At 35.2% G+C, this 23,142-nt stretch carries 21 protein-coding genes and 1 other annotated feature; of the genes, 2 read left to right on the forward strand and 19 right to left on the reverse strand.

Annotated features, from left to right (window positions below; genetic code table 11):
• Positions 1–16: 16 nt before the first annotated feature.
• The 14 genes from MKY29_RS13455 to MKY29_RS13520 form a co-directional block, all read right to left on the reverse strand.
• Positions 17–772, reverse strand: coding sequence for a prepilin peptidase (locus MKY29_RS13455; RefSeq protein ID WP_340880057.1), 756 nt, complete (start codon positions 770–772; stop codon positions 17–19).
• An 18-nt stretch (positions 773–790) separates the two neighbouring features.
• Complete coding sequence (locus MKY29_RS13460) at positions 791–1,480, reverse strand: potassium transporter (RefSeq protein WP_340880058.1); 690 nt, start codon at positions 1,478–1,480, stop codon at positions 791–793.
• Positions 1,477–2,064 (reverse strand): PilN domain-containing protein, encoded by a 588-nt coding sequence (locus MKY29_RS13465; protein WP_340880059.1) that lies wholly within the window; start codon positions 2,062–2,064, stop codon positions 1,477–1,479. The genes MKY29_RS13460 and MKY29_RS13465 overlap by 4 nt, the downstream gene beginning before the upstream one ends.
• A gap of 2 nt (positions 2,065–2,066) precedes the next feature.
• A complete protein-coding gene (gene pilM / locus MKY29_RS13470; RefSeq protein WP_340880061.1) occupies positions 2,067–3,035 on the reverse strand; it encodes a type IV pilus biogenesis protein PilM in 969 nt (322 codons plus the stop codon).
• A 117-nt stretch (positions 3,036–3,152) separates the two neighbouring features.
• On the reverse strand, positions 3,153–3,665 hold the full coding sequence (locus MKY29_RS13475) for a prepilin-type N-terminal cleavage/methylation domain-containing protein (protein ID WP_340880062.1): 513 nt from the start codon (positions 3,663–3,665) through the stop codon (positions 3,153–3,155).
• Positions 3,666–3,696: 31 nt separating this feature from the next.
• Positions 3,697–4,818: a type II secretion system F family protein gene (locus tag MKY29_RS13480; RefSeq protein ID WP_340880063.1), complete on the reverse strand. Its 1,122-nt coding sequence runs from the start codon at positions 4,816–4,818 to the stop codon at positions 3,697–3,699.
• A gap of 83 nt (positions 4,819–4,901) precedes the next feature.
• Positions 4,902–5,942, reverse strand: a complete 1,041-nt coding sequence (locus tag MKY29_RS13485) for a type IV pilus twitching motility protein PilT (RefSeq protein ID WP_340880064.1) — start codon at positions 5,940–5,942, stop codon at positions 4,902–4,904.
• A gap of 10 nt (positions 5,943–5,952) precedes the next feature.
• The gene (locus MKY29_RS13490) at positions 5,953–7,617 is read right to left on the reverse strand and encodes a GspE/PulE family protein (RefSeq protein WP_093496518.1); all 1,665 of its coding nucleotides are present in this window, start codon (positions 7,615–7,617) and stop codon (positions 5,953–5,955) included.
• 35 nt (positions 7,618–7,652) lie between these two features.
• Complete coding sequence (locus MKY29_RS13495; RefSeq protein ID WP_340880065.1) at positions 7,653–8,990, reverse strand: VanW family protein; 1,338 nt, start codon at positions 8,988–8,990, stop codon at positions 7,653–7,655.
• Positions 8,991–9,211: 221 nt separating this feature from the next.
• The gene (locus MKY29_RS13500) at positions 9,212–10,861 is read right to left on the reverse strand and encodes a pilus assembly PilX N-terminal domain-containing protein (protein WP_340880066.1); all 1,650 of its coding nucleotides are present in this window, start codon (positions 10,859–10,861) and stop codon (positions 9,212–9,214) included.
• A 2-nt stretch (positions 10,862–10,863) separates the two neighbouring features.
• The gene (locus MKY29_RS13505; RefSeq protein WP_340880067.1) at positions 10,864–11,313 is read right to left on the reverse strand and encodes a PilW family protein; all 450 of its coding nucleotides are present in this window, start codon (positions 11,311–11,313) and stop codon (positions 10,864–10,866) included.
• 3 nt (positions 11,314–11,316) lie between these two features.
• Positions 11,317–11,763, reverse strand: a complete 447-nt coding sequence (locus MKY29_RS13510) for a type IV pilus modification PilV family protein (RefSeq protein ID WP_340880068.1) — start codon at positions 11,761–11,763, stop codon at positions 11,317–11,319.
• 96 nt (positions 11,764–11,859) lie between these two features.
• Positions 11,860–13,563, reverse strand: coding sequence for a sensor domain-containing diguanylate cyclase (locus tag MKY29_RS13515; RefSeq protein ID WP_093496513.1), 1,704 nt, complete (start codon positions 13,561–13,563; stop codon positions 11,860–11,862).
• A gap of 96 nt (positions 13,564–13,659) precedes the next feature.
• Positions 13,660–14,883, reverse strand: coding sequence for a bifunctional folylpolyglutamate synthase/dihydrofolate synthase (locus MKY29_RS13520; RefSeq protein ID WP_340880069.1), 1,224 nt, complete (start codon positions 14,881–14,883; stop codon positions 13,660–13,662).
• An 86-nt stretch (positions 14,884–14,969) separates the two neighbouring features.
• Between MKY29_RS13520 and MKY29_RS13525 the strand changes: the two genes are divergently transcribed.
• Together MKY29_RS13525 and MKY29_RS13530 are read left to right on the forward strand one after the other, a co-directional pair.
• Positions 14,970–15,848 (forward strand): ATP-grasp domain-containing protein, encoded by an 879-nt coding sequence (locus tag MKY29_RS13525; RefSeq protein WP_340880070.1) that lies wholly within the window; start codon positions 14,970–14,972, stop codon positions 15,846–15,848.
• On the forward strand, positions 15,845–16,657 hold the full coding sequence (locus tag MKY29_RS13530) for an ATP-grasp domain-containing protein (protein WP_340880071.1): 813 nt from the start codon (positions 15,845–15,847) through the stop codon (positions 16,655–16,657). The genes MKY29_RS13525 and MKY29_RS13530 overlap by 4 nt, the downstream gene beginning before the upstream one ends.
• Before the next feature lie 189 nt (positions 16,658–16,846).
• Here MKY29_RS13530 and MKY29_RS13535 read toward each other — a convergent pair whose 3' ends face one another.
• From MKY29_RS13535 to MKY29_RS13555, 5 genes are all read right to left on the reverse strand, one after another.
• Entirely contained in the window at positions 16,847–19,489 is a 2,643-nt protein-coding gene (locus MKY29_RS13535; protein WP_340880072.1) for a valine--tRNA ligase, read from the reverse strand.
• Between the two features lie 45 nt (positions 19,490–19,534).
• Positions 19,535–19,762, reverse strand: a binding site (T-box leader).
• Positions 19,763–19,987: 225 nt separating this feature from the next.
• A complete protein-coding gene (locus tag MKY29_RS13540; RefSeq protein ID WP_093496508.1) occupies positions 19,988–20,584 on the reverse strand; it encodes a hypothetical protein in 597 nt (198 codons plus the stop codon).
• A gap of 63 nt (positions 20,585–20,647) precedes the next feature.
• Positions 20,648–21,232, reverse strand: coding sequence for a 5' nucleotidase, NT5C type (locus MKY29_RS13545; RefSeq protein WP_093496507.1), 585 nt, complete (start codon positions 21,230–21,232; stop codon positions 20,648–20,650).
• 24 nt (positions 21,233–21,256) lie between these two features.
• Complete coding sequence (gene ribD, locus MKY29_RS13550; RefSeq protein ID WP_340880073.1) at positions 21,257–22,348, reverse strand: bifunctional diaminohydroxyphosphoribosylaminopyrimidine deaminase/5-amino-6-(5-phosphoribosylamino)uracil reductase RibD; 1,092 nt, start codon at positions 22,346–22,348, stop codon at positions 21,257–21,259.
• On the reverse strand, positions 22,341–23,099 hold the full coding sequence (locus MKY29_RS13555) for a GTP cyclohydrolase II (protein WP_093496505.1): 759 nt from the start codon (positions 23,097–23,099) through the stop codon (positions 22,341–22,343). Before MKY29_RS13555 ends, ribD begins: the two co-directional genes overlap by 8 nt.
• Between the last annotated feature and the right edge of the window lie 43 nt (positions 23,100–23,142).

Genomic DNA, 23,142 nt, shown 5'->3' on the forward strand with positions numbered 1-23,142 from the left:
CAAAAAAGTTATCGAGTTAAAAAAACAAATTCACATACCAATCGACAAGCATCTCACCGTAAAAATAAGAAATAATAGCCGCTATAGCAATCGATGGTCCAAAAGGAATAGGCGTTTTTCTGCCTTGTTTAGTTCTTCTTAAAGAAATAATACCGACAACCGTACCAATAATAGAAGCTAAAAATAGAGTCAACAAAGTCGGAATCCAGCCCAAAACCAAACCGATAACAAAGAATAATTTAATATCCCCTCCACCCATGCCACCCTTAGACACAACGGCAATCAGGAATAAAACACCAAAACCAACAAACGCCCCGATAATACTATCCCACCAAGGGCTAAGTGGTATAAATACTCTTAATACTATTAAAGGAGTCAAAAAGAATATTAGGATTTTATCAGGAATTAGCATATATGCAATATCCGACACCGTAATAATGACTAAGAGTGATATAAACAATAGTGCCACTGCTAGTTCCAAAGTGAAACCTAATTGATAGTAAGCAAACGCAAATAGAAGACCTGTGACTAATTCCATCACTGGATAAACCCAATGTATCTTCGTCCCACACCCTCGACATTTCCCCTTTAAAAATACGTAGGAAAAGACAGGCACTAAGTCTTTAATCGTTAAGCGACGATCACAAACCGTACAATGTGAAGGCGGACAAACGATCGATTCCTTTTTCGGAATACGCAAGCCAACTACATTGAAGAAGGAACCGAAAATTAAACCGTATAAAAAAAATAAGAACATATAGATAATAGTCATTTTAACTCTCCATTACTTCTATTCGTCATGATAGAATGTAGTCAGTTGTATCTTAGCAGCAATGTCATTTACTACTTCCTCGTCCAAAAGTTGCTCCTCGCCTGGAGCTGACAAAGTAATTTGATCGACACGATATATTCGTTTTAAATGCTCAATTTCTTCCACAAACAGAACTAGTGAGTCGTAGTTTTTTGTTAAAATAGAAATATTGAAAGTGATTAATTTTAATTTTTCCGGAAGACTCGCTTCAGCAACAGGTGAAACTGGTGGTTCTTCTGATAGTTCATCAGTTAACACATCCTCACTTTGCGTTTCAGTTTCTGTATTTTCCTCACTCGTCTCAGGTAATAACTGCGCATCCTCTATCGTACCATCATAATTATTAAACTCGACAGAAAGAATTTTAGATTCACTAAGTAATTCAACTTCTTCTATTGAACGAATAAGTTCATTCAACTCACGAGTCAATGGAACTTGCGTTTTTAAATAGAATGCATTCTCTGTAGAATCGTCCTGTAATCGAGAAGAAGAATATTCTTCCTTCAAAGCAGCAACTTCTCCTTGTAAAACTTCTATACTTACTTCCTTGGACTCCTTTTCATTTTTGAGAGGATGTAGAACAAAATAGTAAACTGCCCCCAACAAAACTACTACAAGAGCAGATATTAATATATATGCAGTTTTTTTGTCACTAACTAATTCGTTCATGGAGTGACACCTCCATTTTCCAAATAAGATTGATTTACATCTAAATTTATTATTGCTGAGTAGCGCGGAATAATCTCAAACCTTTCTCCTATACTTTCTGTAGAATTAGAGAGTTCAAAGTGAGTGACACTCTCTACCTTCACATCCGAAAAATATTCACTTACTAATAACTTGTCTACGAATTTAGACAAAGTCATCATCGTTTCTACATCTATTGTTATATTTATACTCTGGTTCGTAAATTCATATTCCCGAAGATATGTATGTTCTTCCAATAAAGAATTCATTTCTATTAGTAAAGGGCTCACAGGTTTTGAAACACTTTCAGCAAAAGAAACAGAAGTCTGTATATTCCCTTGCCCGGACATATTTATATCGTTCAGCAATTGTGTCAAATCTTCTCTTTCAGCTACTGAGTATGTTTCTTCAGCTGTAAGAGTATCTATATCTCCTTTAATAGAAAAATATTGGACAAAAAACAAAAGAATTACCGTTATAAATAAAATTAAACCAATAGCAGTAATTAAAATAGAATTGGACTTTTGTCGTTCCATTTTAGGCAATAAATTTATTTCTGGAACCATCATCATGCCTCCCTATACACAAGTCCAATAAGTGGAATATGCTTAGATTTCAAATTTGGATGATAGACCTGTACTTGAGAATCATCTATGTGTTTTACTGGTGTAACAAAATTTGCAATCATTTCTGACGCAATATAATCCATTTCAGGTGAATCACCTAAAATAATTATCTCGTCTACTGCTTTCTCTCCTTTATATAGAGAGAATCGATAAAAGTTAAGAATTCGATCTATCTCAGCAATTTGATCGATCAATTGAGACTGGTATTCTTCCATTTGTCCCTCATAACTAAAACTAGTTTCATTATTTTCTTCTTTACTTTGCCACTTCTCTTTAAATGTATCGATTGTTTGATAGCGTAGGAATTCTACTTTTCCTCCAGTGTAAATACTAATAGAAACACCAGAGATAGACCATTCTGCGATTAAATAACTCAATCTTTCTTCCAAACCGATTGTCTTCTCTAAAAAACGAATTGTTGCTAATGACCTAACATCTGCAGTTGTCGGGTTTAGATGCAAATCGTCTAATAAGCCTGCAATTTTATTTACTTCTTCAGAAGGCGCTGCAAACAAGACCGCCTCTCCGTCATCCGGTTTGAAATCATATACATCTATAAGTGGTTGAGAGAAAGGCAAATGTATAGTTTGCCCTAGCTCCATCTCCACATAGCCTTTTAATTTTGCGGATGTCACATCGGAAGGATGCTCAAACGTTTTCATCATAACTGTACTGTCCGGGACAAAGAATCGTACATTATAACGCTTGATACCCCATAATTCTATAATTGTCTTCAGAGTCTCATATAGTGCCATTTCATCTACTAATATATCGTTTTCAAAAATATCTTTATTTAAAGGGTACTCATAAACGGCTGCTTGCTCGATATCAGAACCAGCCATCACTATGGCTCTTACTATATATTCATTCAAATCTAAAGCCACATAGCGCTTTGTTTTCTTTTTAAACATTTTCTTCTCCCCTATACATAGCTGTAATTAGTTTTATGGTTCAGGAAATGAAGTATTCATTTGCTCAAAGATAAAACTAAGGGACTACAGCAGCGGTGGGCTGCTGTAGCGAATTAATTAAGGTGTTGTAGTAGCTGTACCAATTGTAAATGGTCCTTCTTCGCTTCCTTTATTATCATCATCATTTATTTGTTTTAAAGTAGCATTATTAAATGTTACTTTTTTACTACCTGAATAATCAATAGCATTAGTTGTTAAAGTATTAGGGCTAGCTTTTTTTACTACAGCATCAGTTGGTATTTTACCTTCAGATTCTAAGAAATTTTGATCTATTAATTCTTCTATATTTACTTCAGTTTCAGATGAATTATCCGTAAAATATAATTGAGCCGAACTTAGTACATTAGTGGCATCTGCTTTAACAGCATTATATCTGCTATTCTCAATAATATTCCCAATAGCCGGCACTGCAATTGCAGCTACAATAGCAAGGATAACGATTACGGCTAAAAGCTCGATAAGTGTCATACCTTTTTGATTTTTTAATAATTGCTTCATTTTTTTCATATGATTAGCTCCTTTATTTGTTATTTCATTTGATTCATTTAGTTCATTCATTTCGTTCATCATGCATTTTTCACCTCCTTCAAATAGCAATATATTAAATTTGTTCATACATACTGAACATTGGTATCATAATGGCCATGACGATTGTCCCTATAATGGCAGCTAAAAACACAATCATTAGCGGTTCTATTAGTGCCTTCAGCGTATCTACAGTACGGTCGACATCATCCTCGTAAAAGTCTGCTATTTTTTCAAGCATATAGTCAAGAGACCCTGTGGATTCCCCTATCGATGTCATTTGAGTAACTAACGGTGGAAATATCCAACTCTTTGCTAGAGGGGCTGATAATGTACTCCCTTGTTCAAGGCTTGTCCTCGATTCTCTTACAACCTTACCAACGACTGGATTTCCCATTACTTTTTCAACAATTGTTAATGCTTGCAAGATAGGCACTGAACTGCTGAAAAGTGAAGATAGTGTTCTGGTCATACGAGCAATCGCAGACTTTTGAAGTAACTTACCAAATATAGGTACTTTCAGTAATAGTAAATGAACTGAATAATTGAATTGTTCATTTTTCTTAAATAAAAAGTTAAAAATAATAGCTATAATTAAGAAAAATATCAAGAATATATACCAGAAAGATTGAAGGGATTCACTTACCCCCATAACCAATCTTGTTATCATAGGTAATTCTGCTCCCATATCTTCAAACATTGATACAAACTGCGGAACTATTGTAAGCATTAAAAATACCGAAACAACTAGCGTGAGAAATAATAAAACCACAGGATATGCCAACGTAGATTGAACCTTTTTTTTCAAATTAAACTGTTTTTCATAAGAAAATGCCAACCGTTCCAGGGATTCATCTAGATTTCCAGTAGCTTCACCTGCTCGAATCATATTTACAAACAAAGCAGGGAACACTTTTGAATTTTTAGCCGCTGCGTCCGAAAAAGACACACCTGAACGTACATCCTCTTCCACAGCCTGTAAACCTTTTTTCAATGGCTTACTTGAAGTTTGTTCTGCTAAAATTTTAGTAGATTCTAAAATGGATACCCCAGCTCTAATGAGAGTGGCAAATTGTCGACTGTATACTACAAAGTCCTGATTGCGCACTTTACCACCTAAAGACAGTTCCTTATGAAAAATACTTTTTGATTCCTCTATTTCCCGAGGATTTATTCCTTGAGTCCGTAATTTTGTCATAGCCATCTGCTTATTAGAAGCATCCACAACACCTTTTTTTACGGTCCCCCTGGAAGTCCTACCAATATACTTATAAACTACCATTAGAAATCACCAACGTTCAAATAGGGTCGTGCAACATCTATAGAAATCTTGCCAGCTGTGATTAATTGCTGTATAGATGTTTCTAGTGTGTGCATACCGAGAGCGCGACTTGTTTGCATAACATTTTGTATTTGATGCACTTTTTCATTACGTATTAGATTCGCAACGGATGGTGTTTGCATGAGAATTTCAGTAGCAGCTACACGGCTAGTTTCATTTTTACTAATAAATAATCTCTGCGAAACAATTCCTTGCAGTACGTTTGCTAGTTGTATTCTAATTTGACCTTGTTGATGAGGGGGAAATACATCAATAATTCGATCAATGGTTGTTGGTGCACTGCTAGTATGAAGAGTCGCCATGACTAAATGCCCTGTCTCTGCAGCTGTTATTGCAGTAGATATCGTTTCTAAATCTCGCATTTCTCCTACAAGAATCACGTCTGGGTCTTGTCGTAAAGCAGCTCTTAATCCATTCGAAAAACTTTGAGTATCAGACCCTATTTCTCTCTGATTGATAATAGATTTTTTGTGTTTATGCACATATTCAATTGGATCTTCTAGAGTGATTATATGCTTAGATGTAGTAGAATTTATATAGTCTATCATTGAAGCTAAAGTAGTAGATTTACCAGAACCAGTAGGACCTGTCACTAAAATAAGCCCTTGAGGTTTATCGGCAAGTGTATAAAGTATATTGGGCATACCTAAAGATTCTATTGAGGGAATCTGAGATTCAATCATTCTTATGGCAATAGCTATATGGTTTTGTTGGCGGTATGCATTAATACGAAAGCGACATTGTTCAGGTAAAGCATAACTGAAATCTATTTCTCCCTTTAATTCGAACTCTATCATCTTGTCTGGAGATAACAACTCTTCTAACATTCTTTTCGTATCCAATTTTTTTAATAAATAATCTCCATAAGATTTTAGTTTTCCATTCACACGAAAAACTGGAGTTACTCCTACTGTTAAATGTAAATCTGAAGCTTTATCTTGAAAGGTTTTTTCTAATAATTGAATGATATCGAATTCCATTTAACTCACCTCAGTTAACTATAGCTACACGAAGAACTTCTTCTGTTGTTGTAAGACCTTCTTTTACTTTCAACAATCCATCTTCTAGTAAACTTAAATATCCAGTATTCTTCATATGATTTCTCAAATGAGCTGGGCTTTTTCCTGTTAGGATTATATCTTTTACAAGAGAATCTACTATTAATACTTCGTGGATTGCAAGTCTTCCTCGATATCCCGTCTGATTACAAGCCGGACACCCTTTTCCTCGACGGACTTTTTCCACCGTCATTCCATGTTCTGAGAAAATTTCTATTTCCCTTCCGTTTGGTTCAATATATACTCCACAATCTCTACAAACTTTTCTTACTAGACGTTGCGCCACTATACCTACCAATGATGATGACAGTAAAAACGGCTCAATACCCATGTCTCTTAATCTTGAAACGGACTCAACTGCACTATTTGTATGAAGTGTACTTAATACCAAATGTCCTGTTAAAGAGGCTCTAACAGCAATTTGAGCGGTTTCTAAGTCTCTTATTTCTCCGACCATTACAATATCTGGATCTTGGCGTAATATGGACCGAAGTCCGACCGCAAAAGTAAGATCAACCTCATCTCGTACTTGTATTTGGTTGATACCTTCTAATTGATACTCAACCGGATCTTCCACAGTGATGATATTTACATTTTCATCATTGAGTTTATTTAAAGCCGCATACAACGTGGAGGATTTTCCTGATCCAGTTGGTCCCGTAAGTAGAACAATTCCATTCGGATGTTCAATCATTTTAGTAAATGCCGTTAAGTTTTTATCATTGAAGCCTAATTTGTTTAAGTCATTTAACGCATTACCCATGTCTAGAATTCGCATAACAACTTTTTCACCATAGATGGTTGGTAATGTAGAAAGTCGAATATCTATTGCCCTCATATTAACCGTCATTTTAATACGTCCATCTTGTGGTACTCTGTTCTCTGTAATATTGAGGTTACCCATAATTTTAATGCGAGCCAAAATAACATTTTGCATATATTTAGGAAGTGCCCGCTCTGTTTTTAACATTCCATCAATACGATATCTAACTCTAAGCTCTGTCTCTTGTGGATCAAAATGTATATCACTAGAACGTTGCGCCACTCCATTTACGATAATCTGATTCACTAACCGAACAATGGGGGAATCTTCATCCAGAATTTGGTTGTCTTTTTCTATTTCTGTCGGTGTCATGTCTATTAAAGCTTGATCCATTGATTCTTGTAAATCATAGTACTTAGTTATTGTTCGATATAAATCATCTTTCGCAGCAATACTTGTCTCAATTTGACATCCTGTCGCCATGCGTACTTCTTCGATAGCGAAATAATCCATAGGATCAGCCATAGCTATTAACAACCTATTTTTAGTTTTTTTCAGAGGCATTATATTTGTTCTTTTCGCTAATTCCTTAGGTACTAATTGGATAAGTTCAGGATCAATTGAGTATTGATTTAGATTTACATGCGGAATACCTAATTGGAATTCTAATACTTCTATGAGTTGTTGTTCAGTGATTAAATTTTCACTTATTAAATAATCACCTAATTTCTCATTTTTGTTTTTATGAGTTAAGGCATATTCAAGTTGTTCATATCCTATTACGCTTGATTCTACTAATAAATCTCCAAGTAGTTTACGTGTGTTTTTTTTCAATACACTCCCACCCTTAACTCTATAATTCATTATTACTACTTTGTTGAAATAATATTTCCTGCCTTATCATAATAACTACCCTCTGGCAACGTATCCGAATCCTCTTCTATGGTTGGATTCTCAGAATCTTTTTCAGGTTTCGTAAAGTTAGTAGATTCATTTGCATTCATATCTGCTAATCCGTCCCCATTCAAATCTATTTCCAAGTCAGGGTCCTTCGTAACAGCTTCAGAAGCGATAGATGATTTTAATATAATTCGATGTGTCGGTGGATAGTAGTCCTCACCGATATTCTCTTCTTTATTAAACGGTCCTTTTTTATCTGAAACAACACGATAAATGGTCACCCTCAATCCAGTAGAACCTTCTTGTATGAGGCTTTCCTCATCCGGTTTTAAATCTGGAGAGTAGCGATAAATTGTTCTTGGTTTAACAACTTGGCTATCACGAACCTCATACTTACTAATTGTTTTATTAGAAAGTGAATATAGTTCGATTAACAAGCTCGAATCTTTTAAACTTACTTTTAATAGTGCAGGACTATTATTATTTACAAACTTTATATCTTTGTTAAGCGAGAGGTCAATATCTGCTTCTATTCCCGGTTCTAAGTAAGGTGGAATTACTCCTTGGGAATGCCTTTCCACAATATCAAAATCTGTTTGTAGAATGAGGCTGTATAACATTGAACCAATAAAATCTGCAGTCTCATCACTAAAAGAATTGCTTATTTCACTAGTTTGATTTAAAAAAGAAAAAACTTCTCCAGTAGAAATGACCTGGTCATTCAACGCTTCTGTAACCTCTGATAAACCTGCTAGATTTACAGAAACTTCTTCAATTGAAAAAGCAATACGCTCAGATTCCAGAGCTGACAAGTCCATTAAAACAGCTTCGATAGGTTCCTCTGATAACATGCTTACTTGCTGCTTGATGTTATTTATTGTCTTTTCCGTATCCAATTGTGAATTCTCTTCTATAGTAGTTATCAGTTCAGGCTCTAATGTAAGTTGGAGAGGTATATGTACGATTGAATCTGATTTCCAAAAAGCATACCATGGCTTTTCAGTAATATTTATATATTCATTTACAGAAGCTTCCACATCAAAAACAAAAAAAGTAGAATCTATAGGTAAATGTACACCCACACCTTCTATCAAAATCTCGCTATCTCTCTTCCAATTTTCTATAGCTTTTTTCAGGTGATTAGTTATTTCTTCTCCCTCTAAATCTCCTATTTCTACCCCACCTATAGTTGAACTTATTGATTCAGCGTCTACGGATAAGAATGTTAGATTATTATTTGGTAACAATACATAGATAAACAATGTAATGAAACATATAAAGATGAAGTTTTTTGTGAGTATTTTCATAATCATTCCTCCGATTAATACTTACTCTATTTAGTTTAAGTTTAATATTTATTGTAATCATAATACAATATAGCGCCACCTATTGTATATGACTTTTTTCATAAGTTCATTTAAAATTAACAAATCACCAAAATAAAACTAAAACTTTAGTTTTATTAATCGAAAATAAAGATAAGTCTTTAGAATTATTTATGGTGATGATTCCGACCTAGGCAGGGATACTAGATTTCAATTAATGGTTCTGTTTTTGTTAATTCAGGATTTTTGGATTCTGTTGGAGGTGTCCCAGGCGTACCTGGTGTACTAGGAATTCCAGGAACCCAAGTAGTAAATTGAGGTTCTCCATAACGAACTAATCCCTCTCCCTCCATACTAATAGAATTACCAATAATTGTTCCGGTTACTTTCCCACTATTTCTAACTTCAAAATGTGCATTAGGAGCAAAGTATAAGGAAGGACCTACCTTTCCCTCCCCACGTACAATAAATGAACTACCACCAGAAAGAATATTCCCATATACTTTCGTACTTGAGGAGATATCTACATTTGCTCTCATGGCATATATAGAAGCATGTATTTCTGCCCCTCCACCAAAGTTCTTACCAAGAACTTCATTTCCTGAATAAAAGATTTCTGCATTTTTGTTAGAGGATTGTACATTAAACTTCCCGCTGCCTGTAATATAAAGTTTATTTTTTACATGTAGTGTTAACTTCCCAGTTCCTTTAATAATTACTTGTGCATCACCACTTATTTCTAAGTTGTCTAGAACAAGTTCTTTATCCTCGTCTCCTATATCTATTGTTAAAGTATGACTCCCAGAAACTTTCAAATTTCCTATTGATGCATTATTTTGCACTCTTAAGGAAGAAGATCCATAGTCAAGAGGTGTATAGTTACCTAAAGAAGTATAGATTGGTGGAGAAGGGAATGAAGGTAGTTCTGGAATAGTTCCTGCCGCTCCTCCATTTACTTTAGTGGTAAACCCCATTTGTCCTGGTTTTGTTAATGCTGTCGTTTCCGAGCCACTTGGTACATAAAACTCCCCATTTACAGTTGGTACCCCCCAATCTATAACTATACTTCCAGTACCTGATTTCAAAGTACCAATATTCCCTATAACCGTTGAACTTTTTATTTTTATTCCATTCTTCACAATTATAGCTGTATCTTCTGGCAAACCTTCTACTGGCCCTCCGCCATGACCAGGTGTCCCTGGAGTTCCCGGAGTTCCTGGTGTTCCTGGTTCCCCCAAGTTTCCTACTTTTAGATTGACGATTAGTTTCTGGGATACGGTACGCTCCTTGTTGCCAATCGTACCAATTGAAGTCAGATTATATTCTACTTCCTCATCACTTTCACTCTCTCTAGTGACTAGTACTCTTGCAATCGGAGTAATTTTTGAATTACCCTCACTATAATTAGATTCAAATTTAAATCTGCTTTTGTAACTTTCACTATCAGAATGTATACTCCATGATTCAGGTAGAACTTTTCCCACATATTCTGCGTAATACTTTTCTAATACACCTGCAAAATGAAATATAAACCCTGTTTGCTCTTTAATAGGTTTCCGAAAGTAATCTTCTTCTGCTTTCTTATAATCCTTAAGCGTCTCATTATAAGCATTACTATAGGCTTGTTGCAATTTATTCTCCGTATCTTTTCTAGCAACAACAATACCAGCTTCGGCTATATAAAACGTAGATTGATCAGTCCGTTCATTTGCAGATAATTTCAAGCTATTACTCGTTACTGCTAGTATACTTACTCCTAGAACAGTAATTAGAACTACTAACATTAATACACTTAAGAGCGTAAAACCTCTAGCATTTAATAGTCTGAGATTTCCCTCGTTATTGGACTTCAAACTTATTCATCTCCTTTCCTTAGATAAATTTCAGTCTTTTTGGTTTCTTTCTGGTCTAAACTCTTTACTTCAATAAACCATTTAATATTTTTTTCATCATAATGTTCTGTGCCATAATTATCCTTAACTTTAAATATTTCAATGTTGCGAGCAATAACATCACCATTTCTAGTAATCGTATTGCCAACTTTTGAATAATTAATGCCGTTCAGCTCTATTTCACTAACACTTATTATTTGAGGTTCCTTTGTCTTTCTAATATCTTTTGTAATCATTTTTAATGCATAAGAAATATCCGTTAGTTGGTTGTTTTTTTCAAGTTGACCTTTGTATTGTTTGGTACCCGACATCAGCACACTGAAAACTAATAACATTACTATACTAGCAAGTACAACAGCTGCAAGAAGTTCAACGAGCGTGATACCCTTCTCGTTATTCCATTGTTTCCACATCAATTATGACCCCCATTCTAAAATAGTTTCCATTTTAGCTCTAGGCCTTGTTCCATTTTCCTGGTCAAAAACTTCTATAACTAAATACGACATTCCTGGATATGAATGTTCTTTTAATTTCAACTTAATGTATTTACCATCAATACTCTTTTCAAATACATATTCATCCTGTGTAGTTGAAGTAATTTGTTTATATTTTAAACTATCTACTATTTCATCGATACCAGAGTTGAAATCTCCTTTTCTACTTACCTCATATAATTTTTCCATTTCTAGTTGCGCTAAGTATGTTCCATCCACTACTTCTTCTGAAGTTTTCCCAGTTTTTGCAGATTGAATTAAAAATGAAAAAAATGTAAACAAAACTAACGAGATTAGAATGATGGATACTAGAACTTCGACTAGTGTTAAGCCTTTATTATTGAAATGTTTACTTACTTTATTTATCATTTTTTTCATTCCCTTTGCCTATCAGTTTGTTATTTCTAATAAAAAAAAACCAATTAGCTTAATCTAATTGGTCCTAATTCACTATCACTATAACATCTATCTCACATACTCCGCAACTCGATTCCTACCCGCTTGCTTCGCTCCAATATACAAGGCACGGTCTGCATTTCGAAGTAAAGACAGTCCTTCGTCACTGTCTTCTGGTGCCGTAGAAACACCAATACTTGCGGTAATGAATATTATTTCTTCTCGTGATATTTCTCCTAAATCGAGAGGTACCATAAATGGAGTTTGCTCAATTTTTCTTCGAAGTTGCTCTGCTACATTCATCGCCTGCAATTTTGAATAATTAGGTAAGATAATAACGAATTCTTCTCCGCCGTATCTTCCAACCGTCCCACTGGAACCAATTTCCTCTTTAATAATATTTGCAAATTCCTGTAAGATAATATTTCCACTATGGTGGCCATACGTATCATTGACAGCTTTAAATTTATCGATATCCATCATGATTAGGGAAACTGTTCTAAAAGCTCCATTATTCAATCTTGAGATATCTAACTTCAATTGCTTGTCTAAATACCTATAATTATAAATCTTCGTTAGATCGCAAATTTCACTTTTCTCTACTGCTTCTTTTACATACCTAGCTTTTTCTAATGAAACAGCAAAATAGGAGCAAAGAAGATGGACAATTTTTAGTTGATACGATTCAAATGCAAACTTCTCTCTTGCAGCCAAAACAAGAACACCTTCAATTCTTTGATTTCTATAGATAGGCACACACATGACACTTTGCATATCATCTGCTAAAAAAGGCGGTTTCATATGTGTCCATTCTGTCTGCTTATTGTAAAGAATTGGTTCTCCTTTTTCATATCCTTTACCAGCAAGGCTATATTTTATATCATCATGTACATATTCTAGTTCTTTATTTTCTCCGTCTTCCCTTGCTCGTAAAACAAAAAAATTATTTTCAACATTATCTACAATGTACCCCGCATTGAATGGGAACATATCAGATAATCTTTTCAAGAACATATCCAATATTTCTGTCGAAGTCATGCGCTCCGCAAGCTGATGTCCAAATTCACTTGCCTCATTTAAATCGGCATTTACTTTTTCGGAATCACTATACATACGTATTAACAATGTGATCGATATTAAGGGTAGTCCTAATAACCACAAGGCAGTATTACCCGTGGAGTGTTCAAATAGATATAAACCTAAACCAAACGGTAATGTTATAAACAGACATGCAAATTCCCAGTAGAAATCTTTCGAGAAAAATATAACTTTCATATTACATAAATATTCCCTCATATAAAGGAACAGATGATTGATTATTAAATAAGATATCGCAAAAATAGAACCATACATAATTACATCCCTTATTCTTACACTACCTATTTCATAGCCTAATAAGACTATTAAAGTACCGCATATGACAGAAAGGGAAAAAAACATAAACGAATTAAAAAAATATTTATATAAGGAGTCTCTGGAAATTTTCAAATGATATGAAAGCGGTATCATACAAATTTGCATAGAGATAAGCTCCGCTAAAATTCCATACTTTAAAAAGATTGCAATTTGAACCCATATGACCAAAACAAAAGTAGTTCCAGCTATAAAAAATGGAAAAATACTTGAAAGTAACGCTAACAGTAAAAAAGCTCCGTAACCTTCCCATTCACCAGGTCTAGTGGGAGAATATAAATACATTAAGAGAGTTCCAGGCGGAACAAATAATAGCCACAAAGCAAACATAATTCTTTGTGCTTTTTTTGTAAAATTCATCTGACTATTAATCTCCTTTCTATCTAAATAACTACTACTATATACATATTTTTACTTAAATTATTATATCACTAAGTTCTCTGAAAGTTTCAAATACTAAATTCCTGTTTTTTCCTTCAATTCAGCGATGAAATAAAAAGAGCCAGTGACTATTGTAACATCATTTTCAAAATCCTTAAGCAAATCAACTTCATATGCATCTAAAGTTATACTCTTTACACTATGCGTACAGTGTTTATACAAAATATTAGCATTTAAAGCTCTTTCGTGTTGGAAGTTTACAAATTCAAAAGAACTAGCAATTTCCTCTAACTTCCTTAACATATAGACATAATCCTTATCTTTTAAAATCCCTACTATAAAATGTATATTTTTGTTAAAGAAATTTTCATTAATAGTTTTCACCAATGCATCAATACTCGCTAGATTATGAGCACCGTCCAAATAAAGGTTATCCCTTATTTTCTCCATTCTACCTGGCAATCTTGCTTTTTTCACAGCTGCTTGCACATTAGGTTCTACTAGTTTAAAACCACTTATTAATAATGCTGTAATGGCTATAGCCATATTTGATTGTTGGTGCATTCCTATCATTTGAGGACTTAAATTAGAAAATGAATATTCTTTATAAGTATATTGATGATTTTTTATATGAAAATTTTCACTGTACTCAATGACATCAGCTTTTTTATCTTCCACTTCTTTATACACGACAGTTTTTGCTGAATCTAAAAAGGACCCTATAACTAATTGGCTATTATTCTTTAAGATTCCTGCTTTATGCCAACTAATTTTTTCAATTGTATCTCCTAAGAAATTTGTATGATCTATGGAGATGCTAGGTATAACAGCCACTGATTTTTTCATAACATTTGTACTATCTAATCTTCCACCCATACCTGCCTCTATGAATACAATATCTAATTCTAGCGCTTCAAAGACAACAAAGGCTGTAACGGTTAGTAATTCAAAATCTGTTAACATTCCACTAATTCCACGTTTTTGCATATGTAAAAATGCTTTATCCATTTGTTTTTCTGTAACAGGTATACTATTTATCTGAATTTGATCATGGACATCAAAGATACTCGGGCTAGTAAACGAGGCGTAGGACAAGCTATGTTCCTTTGCTAGCGCCGATAAAAAAGCAATAGTAGATCCTTTACCATTTGTTCCAGCTACATGAATCACTTTATGCTTGTCCTGGGGATTTCCAAGTTTTTGTAGTGCAGCTTGTATCGTTTCAAGACCTGGTTTTATAACCGTTTCACTTTCTATATTCCATTTTATTTTGTATTTATTAAAATTTTTTATTTCCACGTAGTTCACCCTATTCCGTCTGATTAAATTTCGTGCTAAACTTCTTGTGAACACATTATAACACGTACTAGTGGAGGTCATTCATTATGCAAACATGTTGGATCGTTTATAACGGTAGTCTTACACATGATAAATTTATCGATCAAGCACTTCTATTGAAAGAAGCTGCGGACAGACATGATATTCATGCCATTCTAGTGAAAAATTATGAATTGCTAATGAATGTCCAGCAAAAGTTACATGCCAAACCAGATTTTGTCGTGTTTCTTGACAAAGATATTTTGCTTGCCCAGTATTTGAAAAACGAAGGTATACCAGTATTTAATGATCCAAACGTAATTGAAATTTGTGATAATAAAGCAAGGCAATACATGATGTTAGCAAATGTTCAAGTGCCAATGCCAACAACAATTGTTGCACCTAAAGTGTATCCAGGGTTTTCTATTAAAGAATCGGGCTATTACGAGCAGGTACTCCAAATACTTCCTTTACCTATGATTATTAAAGAGGCACACGGCTCATTTGGTATGAAAGTATATTTAATTGAAACTAGGGAACAGTTCTTTGCAAAAGTAGAGGAGTTAGCAGGTATTGAATATGTCTTCCAACAATTTATCGAAAATAGTAAAGGTAGAGATATCCGTGTAAATGTAGTGGGCGGGCAAGTCGTTGCATGTATGCTCCGTGAATCACAAACAGATTTCCGTGCCAATATAACAAATGGCGGCTCTGCCTCTCCTATTATTCTCACACAGAGACAAAAAGATGTGGCGATTCAAGCTGCGGAAGCTTTAGGCGCAGAGTTCGCGGGAGTCGATTTGTTGTTTGGGGAAAATGAAGAACCTCTAGTTTGTGAAGTAAATGGGGTTGCCCATATTAGAAATATCTATAATGTAACAGGAATAAATGTTGGAGATGCTATGATCGATTATATTCAATCAAAAATTGGAGCTGCTGTTGTATGAAAGGGTTACTCATATACGAGAGGGCAGAAATAGAACGAAATCGTAGCTTTATCGACCGATTAATAAAGGCTGCAAGTACTTTTTCGCATACCTTAACAGTAGTAGATGACAAGGAGCCCATTCCACAAGCAGATTTTATATTTTTCCGTACAAGAAATCCACAATTATCAAAGAAATTAGAACAACGAAATATACCAATGTTCAATCGTGCAGAAGTGAATGTTATTGCTAATGACAAATTAAAAGCAATACAGCTCGTTCAACTTCTAGGAATCGCAACTGTTCCAACTAAAAAGATAACAACTGTTTCTGAAATAAAAGAATATCCTGTAGTACTAAAAACGATAAATGGTCACGGTGGAAAACAAGTCGAATTAGTACACACAGAAAAAGAGGCATCTACTTTTTTTAATACATTTTCCGAGAATACGATTATCGCACAACATTATATAGAAACAAATGCTACCGATGTTCGAATATTCATGCTTGGTGAAGAAGTAGTGGGTGCAGTAAAAAGAACCGGTCCAAAAGATAGCTTTAAATCTAATTTCACATTAGGTGGAACGGTTGAAAAATATACACTTAACTCACAACAACGCACAGAGGTAGAGAAAATTGCTAAAGCTTTAAAAAGTGATTATATTGGTATCGATTTTTTACTCTTACCTGATGAGAGTTGGCTTTTCAATGAAATAGAAGATCCCGTTGGTGCAAGGTCCTATTTTGAAACTACTAAGCAAAATATTGCAGAACCTATTATGGAATATATCAATAATAAACTTACAAAAAATGAGAGAGACGAGATTTAAATCGTCCTCTCTTTTTTGGCATATGATAAGAATCACTAGAATGTTTCCGAGAATCACTCGAATGTAGAGAAAAATCACTAGAATACAAATGAGAATCGCTAGAATGAAATGAAGAATCACTAGAATCTGAAGAAACTTTTCACCATATAAATAAGCGCACACTCAGATTAACGAGTGTGCGCTCCATTCTTATAGACTATTCAATTCTTCCATACGCTTCAACACAGCAGCGTGTTTTTCTAGATAGTCCGCTTCTTTTGCACGTTCCTCTGCAACTACTGCTTCAGGTGCTTTTGAAACGAAGCGCTCATTAGAAAGTTTTCCTTGTACTAACTTTACTTCTTTTGCCCATTTCTCTAACTCTTTTGTTAAGCGAGCTTTCTCAGCATCTATATCAATTAATCCCTGTAATGGTAGGTATAAAACCGCTCCTGTAACTACAGCAGACATGGACTGATTTGGAGCTTCTAAATCTAATCCAATTACAAGTGGTTCTGGATTACAGAAGCGTTCTAAATACTTAGCATTTGCTTCTAACACTGCTAATGTATTTGCATCCTTCGCTGATACATATAATGGTACTTTCTTGCTCATTGGTGTTTGTACTTCCGAACGAATATTACGAACGGAGCGTATAATTTCAGAAAGTAATTTCATATTATCCGCTTCTTCTTTATTGGAAAGTGCCTCATTTACAGTCGGCCAAGCAGCAACTGTAATCGATTCCCCTTCATGCGGAAGGTTTTGCCAGATTTCCTCTGTGATGAATGGCATAAATGGGTGTAACAAACGCATAGTATTGTCTAAAACATAAGCTAGCACAGAGCGCGTCATATTTTTTGCTGCTTCATCTTCACCGTTTAGGGGAAGTTTTGCCATTTCGATATACCAGTCGCAGAAATCATCCCAAATGAAGTTATAAAGTGCACGACCAACTTCACCGAATTCGTAGCGCTCCGAAAGTCTTGTTACTTGCTCAATCGTTTCATTTAAACGTGTAAGAATCCATGCATCCGCAACCGATTTTTTACCATCTAAATTGATTTCTTCGAATTTCAAGCCATCCATATTCATTAATGCAAAACGAGATGCATTCCAAATTTTGTTAGCAAAGTTCCATACTGCCTCTACTTTTTCTGTAGAGTAACGTAAATCCTGCCCAGGAGATGATCCAGTACTTAGGAAGTAACGAAGTGAATCAGCACCATATTGATCAATAACATCCATTGGATCGATGCCGTTCCCAAGAGATTTCGACATTTTACTTCCATCTTCTGCACGAACTAGACCATGGATTAATACATCATCAAATGGACGAGTACCGGTAAATTCTATACCTTGGAAAATCATACGAGAAACCCAGAAGAATATAATATCATAACCAGTTACAAGTGCATTCGTAGGATAATACTTTTTGAACTCTTCGTTTTCAGCATCTGGCCAGCCTAATGTAGAAAGTGGCCATAATGCAGAGGAGAACCAAGTATCTAATACATCGTTGTCTTGATTCCAGTTTTCCGCATCTGCAGGAGCTTCATGACCAACATATACTTCTCCAGTTTCTTTGTGATACCAAGCAGGAATACGATGTCCCCACCATAGTTGGCGTGAAATACACCAGTCATGAATATTTTCCATCCAACGTAGGTAAGTTTTTTCAAAACGGTCCGGAACAAAATTCACTTTTCCTTCTGCTTCTTGAAGTTTAATAGCTTCTTTAGCAAGTGGTTGCATTTTTACGAACCATTGTGTAGATAGATAAGGCTCAACTACTGCTCCACTACGCTCAGAATGTCCTACTGAATGTGCATGCTCTTCAATTTTGAATAGGATACCTGCATCTTGTAAATCTTTTACGATTTGTTTACGGCATTCAAAACGATCCATACCATCATAAGATGCAGCGTTTTTATTCATCGTTCCATCTTCATTCATCACTAAAATACGTTGTAAGTTATGACGGTTTCCTATTTCAAAGTCATTCGGGTCATGTGCAGGTGTAATTTTAACTGCTCCACTACCAAACTCCATATCTACATAATCATCTCCTACAATCGGGATCTCGCGACCGATAATCGGAAGTTTTACTGTTTTTCCGATTAAATGCTTGTAACGATCATCCTCTGGATGAACTGCAACTGCCGTATCACCTAACATTGTTTCTGGTCTTGTAGTCGCAACATCTATGGATCCAGTACCATCTGTAAGTGGGTAATGCATATGATAGAATGCACCCTGTACATCCTTGTGAATTACTTCGATATCAGATAGCGCTGTTTTTGTAGCTGGGTCCCAGTTGATAATATATTCGCCACGGTAGATTAATCCTTTGTTATACAGCTTTACGAATACTTCTTTTACTGCATTTGATAATCCTTCGTCTAATGTGAAGCGTTCACGTGAATAATCCAAGCCAAGTCCTAGTTTTGCCCATTGTGTACGGATATGACCAGCATATTCTTCTTTCCACTTCCATGTTTCTTCTACAAATTTTTCACGACCTAAATCATATCTTGTAATATTTTCAGAACGCAGCTTTTCTTCCACTTTTGCTTGTGTTGCGATACCTGCATGGTCCATACCTGGTAACCATAGTGCATCATACCCTTGCATACGTTTCATGCGAACAATAATATCTTGTAATGTAGTATCCCACGCATGACCTAAATGTAATTTACCCGTTACATTTGGTGGTGGGATTACGATCGTATAAGGTTCTTTATCGCTTTCTGGATGAGCTTCGAAGTATTTCCCTTCAAGCCACCAATCATAGCGACCTTTTTCAATCGACTGCGGATCATACTTTGTGGACATCGTTGTCTCGTTTGTCATTGTCTGTTCCTCCTAAAAAAGAATATAAAAAAACTCCTATCGTCATTAAAGGACGAAGGAGTTTGTTCGCGGTACCACCTTTATTCGCGAATGCTAATAAAACGCATCACGCTCTCAATTCGATAACGGCTTCAAACCGGCATTTGCTACTCTAGGTTCACAAATACTGCTCGTGGGCTACCTTCAAATGGTGGTTGACAGAAACATTTCAGCAAATTGTTTCCTTTCTTTTGAAAACCAAATCATTTTACTCTTCCCATTCATTGCATCACTATTTACGTTGTTCCTATTGTAAAGGATTTTATTATATGTCGTCAAGTCTAGTATGGTGAAAGGAGAAATACATTGAGAAAAGGTTATAATCCGTATTTGTTGCCTGATTGGTTACGTAAAACACGTTTCTACTGTAAGCATATTAGTATCCCTATTTGTGGATTTCAATTAATACGAGTGCTAATTGTTCCCACCACTTGGGATATCATATTACTGGTCCTATTACTATTCGTCTGCTTTTTGTTTTACAAAAATATTATTTGATGGGAATGAGAGCTTAGAATATCCATCATCTAAATCTAATATAAATTGAAGTTCAAATTCATCGCCTTGAGGATTTTTTACTTCCATTGGCTCAGCAGGATTTGGACTTTCTGCTTCTACAAGAGGTGTAACTGGTGTAGGTTCTGGTTCCGGAGCTTCCTCATATTCACAATGTACTGTCCACCCAACTTCAATAGCCATCTGTTGAGTAGGTTTCGAGTTAATATGGTTCACATGAACTGTTGGCTTGGAACCTTCTTTTAACTTGTCTTTACCAATTTCAATACTCATTGGTACAGCATATTCAAAATAGCCAACCTCACCTTGCAAATCAAGATCCTCAATTTCTGTGAATTCACTAGTAGCATGATGCTCCTCTTCACCTTCCTCGAACTTAACGTGGCAAGTGATGTGATATATACCAACTACTTGGATAAAATCTTCCTTCTCTGCGATTTCACACTGAGGAGTTACTGCCACATTTTTAATTTCCTTTGGAACCCCAAAGCTTTGGGGAAATCGAAATTGCTCTTTTACATCCCATGTTCTTGTTGCCATAAGTCATCCTCCTTCTATAGGACAACTTATGAAAGGAACAAAAGGGTTAGAACATATTTCACTCTAGAATTGCTTTTTGTCGTTGTTTTCTTCAACAATTCGCTTTAGTTCAAGCCAATTTGTAAGCCTAGGAATAGTAAGATGTTGGTTATACGATTGTGTTTTAACATAAACTTTTAATGTATCATCTGTCAAAGTATTTAATACGTCTGGCTTATCATCGAAATAATAATCCAACTGTAAGTCTCGAATAATATTCACTTTAGCTTGATCCTTCATGCCACAATAAAAGCGTTCCTCAACGACAGGAAAACCCTGTTCAGCTAGCCATTTCATCGTTCTTTCCCGATGTTCTGCCGGTCTAGCTGTTATATAATAAACCTCATGTCCTTGTTCTTGTAGTGCTACTAGAGTTTCTACAGCATCAGGATAAGTAGGACAATTCGTGTAATATATTTGTTCCAATGTTTCATTCCACATTTTCGAACCTGCTTCATCGGACATTCCAAATAACTCATGTATTTCTACTCTGTTTAGCGCATGAAATTTATCTAACTGCACCTGTTGTCCTAACTTTTCGTTGTAAATATGAAAAGCATGTTCTCTTAAATTGATCAATGTATCATCTATATCAAATCCAAATTTCATATAATATCCCTCATTCATTACACCTTATTCATAAGTTGGATAACCAACAAACTTAAAGTCTTTCCCTATTTTTTGAATATCCGTATCAACAAGCTCTACCGCATCACTCATCAGGTCAAAGCCAGTACCCTCCATAAATGTTGGAGCATTTTTACCACCAATTAGCTTAGGTGCAATATAAATAACAGCTTTATCTATTAATTTATTTTCTAAAAATGCTGCATTTATCGTCCCACCACCTTCGATTAATAAAGAGGATATAGATTTTTCGCCTAATAATTGAACGACCTCTTGTACATTGACATGATTAAGTCCAGTAGTATGGAAAATTTGAACTCCCTGATTGGCAAGCTTTTCTTTTTTATCATTATCATAATTAGCACTTGTGAAAATCCATGTTTCAGCTAACTGATCGGTAACTAGCTTTGCATCTAATGGAATTTTCAACGATGAATCAAGAACTATTCGAATAGGATTGCGACCATTTTCAATACGAGTAGTTAGTTCGGGGTTATCCTCAATTACTGTATTAACACCAACTAAAATAGCTAAATGCTCGTTTCGAAGATGATGAACATCCTCTCGTGCATCTGCAGACGTAATCCATTTACTATGTGCAGTATGAGAAGCAATTTTACCATCTAAAGTAATCCCCGATTTTAAAGTGACAAAAGGCTTTTCAGTTACGATAAATTTATTGAATACTTCATTCATTCTTTTAGAAGTTTCTTCCTGAATACCTGAGATTACTTTAATTCCAGCATCTTCTAAAATTTTCACTCCTCGACCAGATACTAGTGGATTCGGATCTAGTGTGGCAATGACAACCTTTTCTATTCCAGCATCTACAATCGCTTCTGCACATGGACCTGTTCTTCCGTGATGCGAGCAGGGTTCAAGTGTGACATAAATAGTAGCACCCTTCGCATGCTCCCCTGCCATCCTGATTGCATGAATTTCCGCATGTGGCTCTCCTGGTTTCATATGTGCACCAATACCAACAATGCGGTTGTTATTGACGATAACTGCTCCTACTAATGGATTAGGATCAGTTTGTCCTTTCATAGCTCTAGCATTTTGCAGTGCAATATCCATATAAAATGCATGACTAGTCATTTTGAAAAGTCCCTTCTTCCTCCATATGACCAGAGCGATTTATTTTCGTGTGTAAATATTTCTCGTTGTATTCCGAAACGTCTCCCCATAATGGTGTACGCCCCTCTATTGCTAAGCCTGCATCCTTTAAAGCATTAACTTTCTTTGGATTATTCGTTATTAATGTAACTGGTTTCGTGCGCAATACTTTTAACACCTCGATAGCATCGCTATAATTTCTAGAATCATCTACAAAACCAAGTTTTTCATTTGCCTCTACAGTATCTGAACCATTTTCTTGTAGAATATAGGCCATTGCTTTACTAAATAGACCAATTCCTCTACCTTCGTGGTTTGCTAAATAGAATAATGCGCCAGCTCCGTTATTCACAATCATTTGCATAGACTGTTTTAGTTGGAAGCCACAATCACAACGCTTACTGCCAAAAATATCACCCGTGTGACAAATAGAGTGCATACGGATTAGTGACTGCTCCGCCTCTTTAAAATCTCCGTATACTAACACACTGGACTGTTGGTATTCAGCTAAGTTAGAGGAAGATAAATTATTTATAATTTGTTTGATGTCTTCTGTGTATTCATCACTATTTAACCAGCTATACCATTGAAATATAACTGTATTTCCATTTAAATTTACTGGAAGACGTATTGGTCCGACTAGATAAATTGAACTTTCGTCGGTTTTAATTACTTGGATTTTATCTTTCAATACATTCACTACATCATTTGATATTTCTTTCACATTTTGCATTCTAAATCCTCATTTCTCTAAAACATAATAGTATCTCTATATT

It is taken from the genome of Psychrobacillus sp. FSL K6-2365 (assembly GCF_038003165.1).
Taxonomy (GTDB): domain Bacteria; phylum Bacillota; class Bacilli; order Bacillales_A; family Planococcaceae; genus Psychrobacillus; species Psychrobacillus psychrodurans.

Coding starts and splice junctions, on each gene's coding strand:
- MKY29_RS13475 (WP_340880062.1), bottom strand. CDS start 3,665: ATGATGAACGAAATGAATGAACTAAATGAATCAAATGAAATAACAAAT.
- ribD (WP_340880073.1), bottom strand. CDS start 22,348: ATGACTAGTCATGCATTTTATATGGATATTGCACTGCAAAATGCTAGA.
- MKY29_RS13510 (WP_340880068.1), bottom strand. CDS start 11,763: ATGATAAATAAAGTAAGTAAACATTTCAATAATAAAGGCTTAACACTA.
- MKY29_RS13540 (WP_093496508.1), bottom strand. CDS start 20,584: ATGGCAACAAGAACATGGGATGTAAAAGAGCAATTTCGATTTCCCCAA.
- MKY29_RS13480 (WP_340880063.1), bottom strand. CDS start 4,818: ATGACAAAATTACGGACTCAAGGAATAAATCCTCGGGAAATAGAGGAA.
- MKY29_RS13465 (WP_340880059.1), bottom strand. CDS start 2,064: ATGGTTCCAGAAATAAATTTATTGCCTAAAATGGAACGACAAAAGTCC.
- MKY29_RS13515 (WP_093496513.1), bottom strand. CDS start 13,563: ATGAATTTTACAAAAAAAGCACAAAGAATTATGTTTGCTTTGTGGCTA.
- MKY29_RS13545 (WP_093496507.1), bottom strand. CDS start 21,232: ATGAAATTTGGATTTGATATAGATGATACATTGATCAATTTAAGAGAA.
- MKY29_RS13505 (WP_340880067.1), bottom strand. CDS start 11,313: ATGTGGAAACAATGGAATAACGAGAAGGGTATCACGCTCGTTGAACTT.
- MKY29_RS13525 (WP_340880070.1), top strand. CDS start 14,970: ATGCAAACATGTTGGATCGTTTATAACGGTAGTCTTACACATGATAAA.
- MKY29_RS13530 (WP_340880071.1), top strand. CDS start 15,845: ATGAAAGGGTTACTCATATACGAGAGGGCAGAAATAGAACGAAATCGT.
- MKY29_RS13495 (WP_340880065.1), bottom strand. CDS start 8,990: ATGAAAATACTCACAAAAAACTTCATCTTTATATGTTTCATTACATTG.
- MKY29_RS13535 (WP_340880072.1), bottom strand. CDS start 19,489: ATGACAAACGAGACAACGATGTCCACAAAGTATGATCCGCAGTCGATT.
- MKY29_RS13455 (WP_340880057.1), bottom strand. CDS start 772: ATGACTATTATCTATATGTTCTTATTTTTTTTATACGGTTTAATTTTC.
- pilM (WP_340880061.1), bottom strand. CDS start 3,035: ATGTTTAAAAAGAAAACAAAGCGCTATGTGGCTTTAGATTTGAATGAA.
- MKY29_RS13485 (WP_340880064.1), bottom strand. CDS start 5,942: ATGGAATTCGATATCATTCAATTATTAGAAAAAACCTTTCAAGATAAA.
- MKY29_RS13555 (WP_093496505.1), bottom strand. CDS start 23,099: ATGCAAAATGTGAAAGAAATATCAAATGATGTAGTGAATGTATTGAAA.
- MKY29_RS13460 (WP_340880058.1), bottom strand. CDS start 1,480: ATGAACGAATTAGTTAGTGACAAAAAAACTGCATATATATTAATATCT.